The 12,316-nt window shown below is 70.3% G+C and carries 10 protein-coding genes; 5 read left to right on the plus strand and 5 right to left on the minus strand.

Features of this window, described 5'->3' with window-relative positions; all coding sequences use genetic code 11:
- Positions 1 to 80 precede the first annotated feature (80 nt).
- The 3 genes from ACFOX0_RS16690 to ACFOX0_RS16700 form a co-directional block, all read right to left on the minus strand.
- A complete protein-coding gene (locus ACFOX0_RS16690; protein WP_377546604.1) occupies positions 81 to 1,073 on the minus strand; it encodes a cellulose binding domain-containing protein in 993 nt (330 codons plus the stop codon).
- 139 nt (positions 1,074 to 1,212) lie between these two features.
- Positions 1,213 to 2,589, minus strand: coding sequence for a permease prefix domain 1-containing protein (locus tag ACFOX0_RS16695; protein WP_377546606.1), 1,377 nt, complete (start codon positions 2,587 to 2,589; stop codon positions 1,213 to 1,215).
- On the minus strand, positions 2,586 to 2,951 hold the full coding sequence (locus ACFOX0_RS16700; protein ID WP_377546608.1) for a PadR family transcriptional regulator: 366 nt from the start codon (positions 2,949 to 2,951) through the stop codon (positions 2,586 to 2,588). Before ACFOX0_RS16700 ends, ACFOX0_RS16695 begins: the two co-directional genes overlap by 4 nt.
- A 393-nt stretch (positions 2,952 to 3,344) precedes the next feature.
- Here ACFOX0_RS16700 and ACFOX0_RS16705 point away from each other — a divergent pair, with 393 nt between their 5' ends.
- Positions 3,345 to 4,220, plus strand: coding sequence for an alpha/beta fold hydrolase (locus ACFOX0_RS16705; protein ID WP_377546611.1), 876 nt, complete (start codon positions 3,345 to 3,347; stop codon positions 4,218 to 4,220).
- Between the two features lie 26 nt (positions 4,221 to 4,246).
- Here the strand turns inward: ACFOX0_RS16705 and ACFOX0_RS16710 are convergent, their stop codons facing one another.
- Positions 4,247 to 6,451 carry a hypothetical protein gene (locus ACFOX0_RS16710; RefSeq protein ID WP_377546614.1) on the minus strand — a complete coding sequence of 735 codons (2,205 nt, stop codon included), beginning with the start codon at positions 6,449 to 6,451 and terminating at the stop codon, positions 4,247 to 4,249.
- Between the two features lie 108 nt (positions 6,452 to 6,559).
- On the opposite strand from ACFOX0_RS16710, the gene ACFOX0_RS16715 reads away from it, so the two are divergent.
- Both ACFOX0_RS16715 and ACFOX0_RS16720 read left to right on the plus strand, forming a co-directional pair.
- A complete protein-coding gene (locus ACFOX0_RS16715) occupies positions 6,560 to 6,814 on the plus strand; it encodes a FitA-like ribbon-helix-helix domain-containing protein (RefSeq protein ID WP_377546616.1) in 255 nt (84 codons plus the stop codon).
- Positions 6,796 to 7,212, plus strand: coding sequence for a type II toxin-antitoxin system VapC family toxin (locus ACFOX0_RS16720; protein ID WP_377546618.1), 417 nt, complete (start codon positions 6,796 to 6,798; stop codon positions 7,210 to 7,212). Before ACFOX0_RS16715 ends, ACFOX0_RS16720 begins: the two co-directional genes overlap by 19 nt.
- A 21-nt stretch (positions 7,213 to 7,233) precedes the next feature.
- Here ACFOX0_RS16720 and ACFOX0_RS16725 read toward each other — a convergent pair whose 3' ends face one another.
- Positions 7,234 to 8,913: a Na+/H+ antiporter gene (locus tag ACFOX0_RS16725; protein WP_377546621.1), complete on the minus strand. Its 1,680-nt coding sequence runs from the start codon at positions 8,911 to 8,913 to the stop codon at positions 7,234 to 7,236.
- Positions 8,914 to 9,142: 229 nt separating this feature from the next.
- Between ACFOX0_RS16725 and ACFOX0_RS16730 the strand changes: the two genes are divergently transcribed.
- Together ACFOX0_RS16730 and ACFOX0_RS16735 are read left to right on the plus strand one after the other, a co-directional pair.
- Positions 9,143 to 11,353 (plus strand): choice-of-anchor J domain-containing protein, encoded by a 2,211-nt coding sequence (locus ACFOX0_RS16730; RefSeq protein ID WP_377546623.1) that lies wholly within the window; start codon positions 9,143 to 9,145, stop codon positions 11,351 to 11,353.
- 153 nt (positions 11,354 to 11,506) lie between these two features.
- A complete protein-coding gene (locus tag ACFOX0_RS16735; RefSeq protein ID WP_377546625.1) occupies positions 11,507 to 12,169 on the plus strand; it encodes a hypothetical protein in 663 nt (220 codons plus the stop codon).
- Positions 12,170 to 12,316 lie beyond the last annotated feature (147 nt).

Here is a 12,316-nt window from a genome sequence, read left to right on the forward strand (position 1 = left end):
AGGAACGATCTTCGACCAGTTTTAGACCGTTCGCCGACCTGCCACAGTTGGCGGACCATCCCATCGTTACCGGCTGGCGCTCATCGAGTGGGTGACGGGCTCGGCGGCGGCGGATCGATGGCCAGGCCGATCTGGGTGAGTGGGGAAAAATGCCCGAAGCCGTCGAACGCCCGCACCGCGACCCAGTACGTCCCGTACCCGTGGTACGGGACGTAGCCGCTGGTGCCGCCGACCTTGCTGATCAGCTGGCTGTTCAGGTACAGCTCGTAGCCGGCAACCAGGAATCTGTCCTGGGAGGCGTCCCAGCCCACCTTGAGGTATCCGCCCTGCGGACCGTTGATGCGCAGGTTGGCCGGGGCAGTCGGAGGCTGGCTGTCTTGCCCGCCGGTAAAGTCGACGATGCCGGAGGGGGAGAGGTTGCCCGCCGCGTCCACGGCCCGGATCCCGAACGCCATCAGCGCCGGCGGGGGCACCGGCATCCGGTAACTGGTCTCCGTGGTGGTTGCCATCCGACCGCCGTTGCCGTGAATCTCGTACGCCACCACGCCGCGGTCGTCGGTGGCCGCGTCCCAGCTCACGATCAGCATGCCGGGGGCGTCCTCGGCGCCGTCGACCTGGATGTTCGTCGGCGTGCTCGGCGGGTTCACGTCCATCTGCTCGGGCCCTGTGCCGCCGCACGGCTGCCCGTTGACCAGGCAGTTGTACGGCTTGCCGGTGCCGTTTGCCTGCCAGCCGAAGGTGGTCGAGGCGCCCGGAGCGAGCGTGCCGTTCCACGCCTGGTTGGTGAACACATAGTGGTTGTTGCCGATCACGCCGCCCTGGACGCTCCAGTGGTACGGGATGGTGGTGCCCGCGGGCAGATCGAACTCCACCCGCCAGCTGGTGATGGTGTTCGGCTCGTTGTTGCGTACGGTCATCGCGGCCGTGTAGCCGGTGGTCCACTCGCCTTGGACCTTGAAGTCCGCCGTGGCGGCGGATGCCGGTACGGGCAGTAGGGCAACCGTGCCGCCCCCCAGGATCAACGCTGCCGCGGCTCGGACCACCCGGCCGCTCGACTTCATCGATAACTTCATATCAATCGAGGCTAGGCGGGTTGGCGCAGTTGGACATCAGCCGTTCGAATAGATGACGGTCTTTGAATCTCTCCTTGATGCCGGCCCGGTCCTCGCCAGGCGTGGGCGACCTCGCTGTCATCGGGGTGGACCTTCTCGGTCAGCGGTAGTTGAACAACGGGGGAAAGACGAGGACCACGATCCAGGCCCACGCGGCGTACACCGGCAGGTAGCCGGTCTGCCACCGTTCGAGCGCCGCGAACGGCGTGCGCCGACGGATGAAGGTCAGCAGCAGCCACGCCGACCAGGCGAGGTTGACCAGCAGGATGACGTTCTCGCCGAGCGCGGCCGCCCTGTTGGGCGTGCTGCCGTATTCGTCGGTGATGCGTCCGGCGATCTCCAGCAGTACCAGTACGTCGATGGCCAACGCGCTGACCACGAGCGCGAGCTGGAGTTTGTCGAACGGGCCGGGCGGGGCGAGCGGATCGCGGGCCGAGAGCGAGTAGAGCAGCAGCCCCAGCACCACGACCAGCAGGAGGTCGAACAGAATCAGCGCTTCGCGTTCGACGTCGATGCCGTGGCTGGTCCAGACGACAGCGACGAGGAAGGCCAGGAGGGCGGCCGTGAACAGCGGGGTGAACAGCCGAGTGAGGACCGGCGCGATGTTCTCGACGACACTCTGCTTGGCCTCGACGAGCCACCCGGCGACGACGACCGCGGCCATGGCGCCGCAGGGCAGGAGCCACTGCGAGATGAATTCCTCCGGGACAATGCCGATGGCGTTGAAGGTGTTGAACAGGATTGCGGAGAGAACGCCGCCACCGAGGGCCATGAGTACGAAGTAGATGAACCACTCGCCGGTGAAGCGGATGAAGTCCATGCGACGACGGGAGGAGCGCCAGTCGTCGGCGACATAGGCCAGACCGACCACGAGCCACAGGGCGATGGGCAGGTGGATGCTGGTGACGACCATGGACTGCGAATTGTCCGCCAGGGGGTAGGCGTTGGCCGCCACGGCGCCGAGAGCGAACAGCACCACCAGTATCGCGATCACCGACCGTCGGGCCTTCCGACGCCAGGCCAGGAACGCCGCCAGCCAGGGCAGCGCGAACAGGGTGAAGTTCCGCGCGTAGAACGCGCCGTCGTCCGCGAAGCCCAGCCCGAACAGTGCTGGCACCTTGACGGACGCCACCGCACCCGCAGCGCAGCCGGCCATGACCCACAGCTCCCGCCGGGAGCGCGGGCCGGCGACCGGACTGTCGGAGCCGGCGGTCAGCACCAGTTGCTTCCACAGCCGTTCCGAATGCTCCCGGGCGAACTCGCGGGACAGCTCGTCGAGGCTGCCCATCCGTTTGACCGCGACCAGGAACGCCTCATCCGGGCTCAGGCCTGCTGCGACGAGCTCGTCAACGGAGCCGCGGAGGTGGTCTTCGAGCTCGTCGGCGTCGAACGATTGCAGCTCCCTGCGGCGAAGCACGTACTGGCGCCACTGCGCGAACTGCGCTTCCAACCCCTCCGGCCCGTCCTGCGCCGTCACGCGAGGCCCTCCAGCGGGTGCACCGTCAGCGGTGCCCGGTCATGCCAGATCTCCTTGAGCGCGTCCACGACGGTGTCCCACTGCCGGCGCTGCTCGGCCAGCTCAGCCAGGCCCCGGTCGGTGATGCGGTAGTACTTGCGCCGGCGCTCGCCGGTGGTCGACTGCCAGCTCGACTCCACATAACCAAGGCGCTCAAGCCGGTGCAACAACGGGTACAGCAGCCCCTCGGTCCAGGCCAGCTCGCCCCCGGACAGCTCGTTGATCCGCCTGAGGATGGCGTAGCCGTAGTTCTCGCGCTCGGCCAGGATGCCGAGCACCATCGGTGTCGCCGAGGCGGCCACCAAATCCTTAGCGACCTTCACGAGACCCCACCTCCGTCCCTAACCCTAGAAGTGTGATGCATAGTACTGGTAGGTATTGCCTGGGTGCAACGGTGCCGCTCGGGGCCGTTCCCTCCCATGGGACCCGTCAGCCGGGTACCTGCTGGCTGGCGTCTATGGCGCGTTGATACCGCTGCGTCAGCCGGCGCAGCGCGTCCACCAGGTCGGGCTTCACCAAACTCGACCTCGTCCCGACCGACAACGACCATCGGCGGGTTCTGGCGGTGCTGCGCTTCCTGAGCGCGAGGTGACGGGCCAGCCGCTCGGCGGGCGGACAGCGCGGGGCCCGGCCCGCGTCGTCCCGGCGACGAAGCGGCCGACCGGGCGCGGCGATTGGTGTCGGCGCATGTCAGAGGGCTGCCCTACGGTCAGGTCATGACGCAGAAACAGACGCACATTCTGGCGCTGCCCGGGGTGGACCTGGTCTACGACGTGCGCGGCCCGCTGCCGCCCGATGACGGCCGTCCGGTGCTGTTCCTGATCGGCCAGCCGATGACGGCCGAAGGTTTCGACGCGCTCGCCGGGCACCTGCCGGACCGTACGGTCGTCACCTACGATCCGCGCGGCCTGGGCCGCAGCGTACGCACCGATGGCGGGACCGACTACACGCCGCAGCAGCAGGCCGCCGACCTGCACGCGTTGATCGAGGCGCTGGGCGTCGGGCCGGTCGAGGTGTTCGGCAGCAGCGGCGGTGCGGTGACGGCGCTGGAGCTGGTCGCGACCCATCCCGGCGATGTCCGCACGCTGGTGGCGCACGAGCCGCCGATCAACGCCGTGCTGCCCGACGCCGAGGCCGCCGTCCGCGCCCGGGCCGGGTTCAACGACGCGTACGAGGCGAAGGGCGGTGGCGCCGGCATGGCGGCGTTCATCGCGATGACGTCCTGGGAGGGCGAGTTCACCGACGACTACTTCGCCCGGCCCGCGCCCGATCCGGCGATGTTCGGCATGTCGACCGACGACGACGGCAACCGCGACGATCCGCTGCTGTCGAAGAGGTCGTGGGCGGTCAGCGACTACCGGCCCGACGCGGCGGCCCTCACCGCCGCGCCGACCCGGGTCGTGGTCGCGGTCGGCGAGGAGTCCGGGAACACGTACACCGCTCGCACGGCCGCCGGCACCGCGACCCTGCTGGGCCAGGAGGCCACGGTGTTCCCCAGCCATCACGGGGGCTTCCTCGGTGACCACGGCCCGTATGCAGGCAAGCCCGCGGAGTTCGCGGCGCGGCTGCGGGAGGTCCTGGCCACCGGTTGATCATCGGGTAACCCCGGGTCCCCGGGTCAGGGGTGGTCCGGTGGGGCGGCGGCCGCCGGTGGATCGGTGGGCAACCGCAGTTGCTCACCCGGTCGTTCCCAGACCAGGCCGGGATCGTTGAGCGCGTCGACGTGGAACAGCCGGACCGCGATGGTGGGCCGGACCAGCCGGCCGTCCCGTACGGTGGCCCGGGTGCCGGCGGCGAGGGTGACCGGCCCGACCGTCAGGCTGGTGAGATAGTCCCGGCCGGCGGGCGGCCGGTCCGGCAGGAGTGCGTCGGCGAGCAGCACGGCGTCCCACGCCGGGATCAGGTAGGTGCCGAGGTCGTTGGGCCGGCACGGCTGGCTGGTCAACTTCACGGCGGCGTCCAGGGTGCAGGCGTTGGTCAGCCGCCCGTCCCGGGCGTCGCCGGCCCGGTCCGCGCAGGCGAAGGTCTCGCCGGGGCGCAGGTTCAGCAGGTCGCGGGAGGCGTCCAGCGCGGTGGTGATCGCCGCGAACGATTCCGCCGTCAGGTCGGCGCAGGTCGGCCCGCCGACGTGGTAGTCCACCGGCCAGTCGGCGGTGCTGATGGCGCGCAGCTGGTAACTGGCCATGAACCGGCTCACCGACACGTCCGCGACGACCAGCCGCGGCCGGGAATGGCCACAGACCTCGTTGATCCGTTGCACGAAGTCGGCGAAACCGGTCCACCGACCGGCGAAGTACAGCACGGTGGGCGGCGTGCCGGGGTCGGACAGGCAGACCGTCTGGTCGATCCGGTCCAGGGTGGGTACGTGCCGGGCCGTGGACCCGGTGGCCCGTACCGCGGCGAGCAGGTCGTTGACCAGCGAGATCGTGTACTGGTCGGTCGGGTCGACGGGCTGGAAGACGTCCAGCCGGAACCCGGTGGGAAACCGGTGCCGTAACCGGGCGACCGTGTCCTGGGCGTAGTCCAGGTTGGTGGGCGCCAACTGGAGGTAGCCGGCCCGGTCCACGAACGGCTTTCCGGGCGCGCCGAGGTCCGCCAGCAGGTTCGGGGCGATGAACGGGATACCGGCGTCGAGCAGCCGGTTGATCGCGAGCTGGGTGGTGTCCCGACTGTCGCCGCCCCCGATCACCGCCAGCCGTGGACCGAGCGCCGCGCGGTGCGCGATGATCAGTTGGGCGACCTCGTCGATGTGCTCGACGTTCTGGGTGGCGTCGGCGATGACCACGTGCAGCCGGTGATCGGTGGCGGCGATCCGGGTCTGGGCGAACAGCAGCGCCCGGAGCTGGTCGCGCTCCGCCGGATAGTCACGACCGTCCCGGCAGCGGGTGCCGTCGGCCGGCAGCGGATCGCAGGACAGCGCGCCCAGCCACACCACCGTGAGGTCACCGTCGCGCAGCGGCCGGTTGTTGGCCAGGATGCGGCGCTGCAGCGCGGTCGTGACCGGATCCCGACCGAAGGCGGGCGACGCGAACACCCCCGGGTCGGCGGTGTCGATCAGGCCGTAGCAGCGGTCACCGCCCGGGGTCGCCCGCAGCACCGTGGCACCGGTCGAGGTCGGCAGCGTGTAGCAGCCGTGCGTGACGCCGGGCAGCCAGTCCGCGCGGGTCCAGCCGAGGAAGCCCAGCACGAGGGTGAGCACGGCGAGAATCGTGCGGTGGGCGGTGGTGAGGGCGGGCTGCCGGACCAACGCGACGAGCTTGTCCGAGACCAGCATCGGCACCACGATGGCGGCCACCGACACCGCCAGCGCCCGCCCCTCGGTACTGCCCTGGAAGATGCTCGCCACGAACACGGTCGCGGTCCCGAAGACCACCGCCATGCCACCGAGCAGGGCCACCAGCCGCAGGTCGGGACTCAGCAGCGTGGCGATGGCGGCCAGGACGACCGCCACCAGGATCGTCCATCCGCCGACGTACCCGGTGATCGCCGCGTGGACGATCAGAATCAGCAGGGCCAGCACGGCCAACAGCCGGGACCGGGACCGGGTGGCCACCGTCGAGGTCACCCGGGACGTCGCCAGCCAGTCCACCGCCTCCGGATGCGTCCGGGTCAGCAGTACGCGGGCCCGGTCGACCAGCCGGATCGCGCCGTAGAGTCCCACCGTGGCGCCGCCGACGAGCGCGATCGACCAGAACCCGGCGGCGCCCGCGAACAACGCCCGGATCACGATGAGGACGGCCAGCACGACGGCGGCCAGTCGGAGTACGACATCCACGGTCAGCAACGACCGCAGGAACCTGCCTCGCCCGGTACGCTCTGCCATCGACACCTCACGCAGCGAAAGTCCAGCGGCCCACAGCGTATTGATACCGCGCAACGGCATTGCGGGGTCTTGGTGCGCTGCTGGCCCGGACGCATGCATAATGAATGCATGGTTGCTCTGCAGATCCGGGACGTGCCCGAGGAAGTGCGGGACGCCCTCGCGGCCCAGGCCAAGGCACGCGGGCAGTCCCTCCAGGCCTACCTGCTGGAGCTGGTGGAGACGCAGGCTCGGCGCCTGCGCAACCCGGCAGCACTTGATCGCTTCGCCGGCCGCTCGGACGGTACGCACTCCCTACCGGGGGAGAGCGCAGCGGAGCTGAGCGACCAGCGGGAGCAGCGGGGGCCATGGGGGAGCGCCGCGTGATCGTCGTGGACGCGTCGGTCCTGGCCGATGCGCTGGTCGATGACGGGCCGGTCGGCGACGCGGCGCGGGCGGAACTGACCGGAGATCCGCACTGGGCCGCGCCGGGCCATCTTCTGGTCGAGGTCGTGTCGGTGCTCAGAGGCAAGCTCCTCGGTGGCAAGCTCGGCCCGGCCCGGGCTCAGGAGGCGATCGACGCCCTGCCTTCGCTGGTTATCGACGAGGTTGGCGTCGCGATGCTGACTGACCGGATGTGGCAGTTACGAGGCAATGTGACGGCGTACGACGCGGCATATGTCGCGGCGGCGGAGCTGATGGCCTGCCCGCTGGTGACCAGTGACGGTCGGCTCGCCAAGGCCGGTGGCGTCCGCTGCGAGATCCGGCTACTCCGGGCGTCCTGACGGACCGCTGCGCACGGTCGGTCAGCTCGATGTCCGCCTCGGGAGCAGCAGTTCCTCATGGTCGAGTTCGCGTTCCAGGACGCGGAGTTCCTCGTCGGGCAGCCGGCCGGAGTCCCGCCAGCGCAGCAGTTCCTCGCGCTGGGCGTCGATGGCCGTCCGGCGGACCTGCAGCGCCGTCTCGTACTCGGGTGAGGTGGGAACCTCGGGCGACTCGCTCTGCTGGAGCAGGTCGAGCCGGCCGCGGTAGCGCGCCAGCCTGGTCCGCAGCTGCGTCCGGGTGATGTCGACGGCCTTGGCGCTGTCCGGTTCGTCGGCGGCGAGGGCGTCGAGGCGGGACAGGGCGGCCTCGACCGCGGCCGAGCGAGCCTCGTTGCGTACCCGGGCCCGGTCGGTGTCGTCGGCCCGCAGGCCGAGTTTCCGCACCAGCGGGGCGAAGGTCAGGCCCTGCCCGACGAGGGTGACCAGGACGACCACGAAGGCGCAGAACAGCAGGAGGTCCCGGTCGGGGAAGGGTGACCCGTCGTGGGTGGTCAACGGCAGGGTGAAGATCGCGGCCAGGCTGATCACGCCGCGGGTGCCGGACCAGCTCAACGCCACCACCTCGCGGGAGGTCAGGCGGCGGGCGTTGCGGTCGGCGCGGGCGACCTGCCGGGCGGTCCCGGGTTCGTCGGAGTCGTCCTGCTCGGCGATGCCACCCAGCCGGGTGTGCAGCGACCGGGGGAGCGACTGGGTCAGCACCAGCCAGGCGGGACGCAGGAGCAGCACCACGCCGACCGAGACCGCGACGGCGATGACGATGGTCGACGTGTCGTACTGGCGCAGGCCCCGGACGACCTCGGGAAGCTGTTGGCCGATCAGCAGGAAGACGAAGCCCTCGAGGAGGAAGTCGACCAGCCGCCACACCGCGCTGGTCTGCAGCCGGGCGGCGCCCGAACCGATCTGGGGCGTCTGGTGGCCGACGATCAGCCCGGCGACCACCACGGCGAGCACCCCGGAGACGTGCAGCGCCTCGCCCAGCAGGTAGGCCACGAACGGGGTCGCGAGGGAGATGGCGTTGGACACAAGCGGGTCCGCGTGGAGCGGCCGGGCCAGCCGCTTCGCCCAGGCGACGACCGCACCCACCGCGACGCCGCCGACCGCGGCCAGCAGGAACTGCCCGACGGCGGCGGGGAACGAGAACTTCCCGCCCACCGCGGCGGCCACCGCGACGCTGAGCATCGTCAACGCGGTGGCGTCGTTCAGCAGCCCTTCGCCCTGGATGATCGTGATCATCTTTGGCGGCAGGTTCACCCGGCGGCCCACCGCCAGGGCGGCCACCGGATCGGGTGGCGCGATGGCGGCGCCGACCGCTATCCCGGCGGCCAGCGTCGCCCCGGCGACGAACAGGTGGAACCCGACGCCGACCAGGATCCCGGTGAGCAGCACCAGCACCACGGACAGGCTGACCACGATGCGCAGGTTCCGGCGCAGGTCCAGCAGCGAGGAGTCCAGGGCGGCGCTGTAGAGCAACGGGGGCAGCACGACCATGAGCACCAGGTTGGGATCGAGACCGACGTTGGGGCCGGGGAGCAGCGCGTACGCGATGCCGACCAGCGGCAGGAGCGCGGCCGCCGGCAGCCCGGTGCGGCCCGCCACCCACCGTACGACGATGATGACGGCCACGGCGGCGAGCACGAGCAACAACGTCGAATGGGTGCTCACCCGTGGCTTCTCCTCGGATCGGCGCCTCGGTCGCGGTAGGACCCAGCCTACCCACGTGATCAATGCGGCCACGCCGCGCGCGGCACCCGCGTCCACCTGCGCCGGTGAGATTGGCCCGGCGTCGATGTTGCCAAGGACACTTTTTGGCAGTACGAACGTGACCAGCGTTTCCGGCCGGGCGGACGCAGTTTCCCGGCGGATCGGACCGACTTCACCCTAAGGGGGCCTAATGGCACGCAGCCGGATCGCCGGCGCAGCCGCCGTCACGCTCGTCGTACCGCTACTCAGCGTCATTCCGGCGTCGGCCGCGGTGGCCGCGCCCGCCGCACCCGCCGCGGCGAAGCAGTCCCGGACCAGCGACGTCCGGGAGCTGCCCCGCAAGGAATTCGCCGTCGACGGCAAGAAGGTCGACACCCCGTCCCGGTACCAGCCGCGGGCGCAGAACCGGTCGCAGCGGCAGGCGGCGGCCAACACCCCGCCGGTCGGCACCGTCCGGCAGTGGCTCGGGCTCGACGACTTCAACGGCTCGTACTACCGCAAGAACTACACGCTGCGCGCCGTCGGCAAGAACATCGAGGTCTGGGTCGCCAACGACCTCGCCTTCCCCGCCGGTGACTGCCGCACCCAGATCCCCGGCTCGACCGACGTCACCGACGCGCAGGCGGTGGCGCTGGCCAACGAGTTCGACAACAACATGTACCCGAAGGAGACGGTGGCCTTCAGCACGCCGCCGGACCGCGACGGCAGCAACGCGCTGCTCGGGCCGGACGCCAACGGCAACGGCGGCGACTACACCGGCGGCGGCAACAAGACGGTCACCCTGGTCGACAACGTACGGGACGACAACTACTACCAGTTCCCGGCCGCCCCGACCTACATCGCCGGCTTCTTCTCGTCGCAGCTCAACGAGCTGTTCGACCGGAACGTGATGACCATCGACGCGTTCGACTGGGCACACCGCACCGGCGCCAACCCGCCGAACGAGCCGACCGACGACCTGTGCACCAGCCGCCCGGCCCGCCCGCACACGTACGAGGGCACCTTCGCGCACGAGTGGCAGCACCTGGCGCACTACTACACCGACCCGTTCGAGACGTCCTGGATCAACGAGGGCCTGTCGGACTACGCGCAGACGCTGGTCGGCTACGTCGACCCCGCGGCCACCGTCTACGACCGGGGCGCCGACAGCCACCTCTACTGCTACCAGGGCTTCGGCACGGTGCAGACGCCGTACAACACCAACCCGCGCGACTGCGGCGGGCCGGAGAACTCGCTCACCCTGTGGGGCGAGAGCCCGAACCCGAACGCGGTGCTCGCCGACTACGGCAACGCGTACTCGTTCATGCAGTTCCTGCTCGACCGGTTCGGCGCGGACATCCTGTCCCGGCTGCACCGCGACGGTGCGCGGCAGGGCCTGGTCAGCCTGCAGGCGGCGCTGGCCGCCGAGGGCGCGAAGAACATGTACCAGGTGATCCACGACTACCAGACGATGACGCTGGTCGACAAGATCGTCGGGGACTCGCGTACCGGGGTCATGCTGGGCGTACCGAAGAGCCGGGTGACCGCCAAGAGCCTGCGCTCGACGGTGAACCTGGCCAACTTGGCCGCCTACGCCACCCCCGGCGCGGCGCCCAACGGGGCCGACTTCGTCCCGCTGCAGAACGCGGCCGGCAAGGTGCTGCGCGGCAGTGACCTGCGGTCGCTGTCGTTCACCGGCGCCAAGACCCTGCCGTCGCTGCCGCTGGCCTGGACCGTCGTCAACAACGACCCCGACCGGCCCGGCAACCCGGTGCTGTTCTCCGGCAACGCCAACAACACCGACGCCGCGGCGGTCACCCCGGTGACCGTGCCGACGACCGACCCGACGCTGCGCTTCCTCGCGAAGTACGGTGCCGAGGCGGGCTTCGACTACGGCTACGTGACCGTCTCCACCGACGGCGGCGCGACCTACACCGCCATCCCGGGCGACAAGACCGTCGCCGGTCCGCTCGGCCCCGGGCTGAACGGCACCACCGACGGGTTCGAGCCGCACACCTACGACCTGTCCGCGTACGCCGGCAAGAACATCCTGCTCGGCTTCCGCTACGTCAGCGACGGCGGTGTCAACGAGGGCGGCCTGCTGATCGACGACGTCACCGTCGGCGGCAGCACGGTCAGCGACGGCAGCAGCCTCGCCCCGTTCAAGTCGCCCAGCGAGATCAAGCCGGCCACCGTGCACAACTGGAACCTGCGGCTGATCGGCCTGGACGAGAAGCACTCGGTCGCGCTCCAGCTGGAGTTCGACGGCAAGTCCAGCGTGTCGCTGGGTCCGCTGCAGCTGGCGCTGCTCTACCTGTTCCCGAAGGTGGTCGCCGTGGTCGCCTACGACGAGCCGACCGAGCAGGTCCAGCAGTACGCCCCGTACACCCTGAAGGTCAACGGAGTGGTCCAGCCCGGCTGAGGCACCGGTGAGAAAGGGGGGCGCTCCGGACCGGAGCGCCCCCCTTTTCGTTCCGTGTCCGGTTAGGTGTTTCCACGCAAGACGCGGCGACATCCTCCCCAGGACGATCGATGGCAGGCAATCAGCCAGCACCCACGACCGGGGAGGATCGTCGTGAGACGAAGGAACGTACTGCTCACCGCGCTTGTCGCGATGGCCGCGCTGCTGTCGGCGCCGGGCACCGCGGCGGCAGCCAAGGCCCCGTCGGCGACGACGGCCCAGGTCGCGGCGGCAGCCGGCCGGATCGTCAACCACCGGCACAGCGCCGCCGACCTCGCGCTGGTGAGGAGCCGGCCGGAGATCGCCCGCACCGTGCCGGACCCGGCCGGACCCACCGTGTCGGTCCGGTCCACCGGCTTCACCCTGGCAACCGGCGCGGGAGCCCCGACCGGCAAGGCGGGTCCGACCGGTACGAACGGCGTGGCGCTGCTGGCCGAGAACTGCGCCGGTGCCATCGAGGTGGGCGTCCAGTACATCTCAATTCTCGGCAACATCATCTGGCAGTGGTGGCACCACGTCGAGGCGTGCAGCGACAACGTCAACGTCACCCGGTTCCTCTCCCGCCGCGACTTCCTGCGGATCGCGGACGGCACCGTCGAGTTCCTGGAGCTGGTCCAGAACGTGCAGGGCGCCACCCCGCGGGCGTGGACGACCTCGACGGTGCAGCGGCACCTGAAGCAGTGCTCGATCCCCGCCATCCCGTGCACCAACGACTACCCGTGGATCACGGTCACCCTGTACGCGGACCACACCTACACCTGGAAGTGGGGCGGCTGACCAGCCAGCCGGTCCCCCCACCGCCCCGCCCCGGTCACCGGGGTGGGGCGGTCGCGCCATCGGCATCCGTCCCATCTTGATCGATGTGCGTAAAGACCTTTCTAGGCGACCGGAGTGATCGGTGCGAGGATGGGACGCGGTGCGGCC

Source organism: Micromonospora zhanjiangensis, from assembly GCF_042650605.1.
GTDB classification, from domain to species: Bacteria; Actinomycetota; Actinomycetes; order Mycobacteriales; family Micromonosporaceae; genus Micromonospora_J; species Micromonospora_J zhanjiangensis.

Bases quoted from the DNA above. Each gene is read 5' to 3' on its own strand.
- ACFOX0_RS16705 (WP_377546611.1), top strand. From the start codon at position 3,345: ATGACGCAGAAACAGACGCACATTCTGGCGCTGCCCGGGGTGGACCTG.
- ACFOX0_RS16730 (WP_377546623.1), top strand. From the start codon at position 9,143: ATGGCACGCAGCCGGATCGCCGGCGCAGCCGCCGTCACGCTCGTCGTA.
- ACFOX0_RS16710 (WP_377546614.1), bottom strand. From the start codon at position 6,451: ATGGCAGAGCGTACCGGGCGAGGCAGGTTCCTGCGGTCGTTGCTGACC.
- ACFOX0_RS16720 (WP_377546618.1), top strand. From the start codon at position 6,796: ATGGGGGAGCGCCGCGTGATCGTCGTGGACGCGTCGGTCCTGGCCGAT.
- ACFOX0_RS16690 (WP_377546604.1), bottom strand. From the start codon at position 1,073: ATGAAGTTATCGATGAAGTCGAGCGGCCGGGTGGTCCGAGCCGCGGCA.
- ACFOX0_RS16715 (WP_377546616.1), top strand. From the start codon at position 6,560: ATGGTTGCTCTGCAGATCCGGGACGTGCCCGAGGAAGTGCGGGACGCC.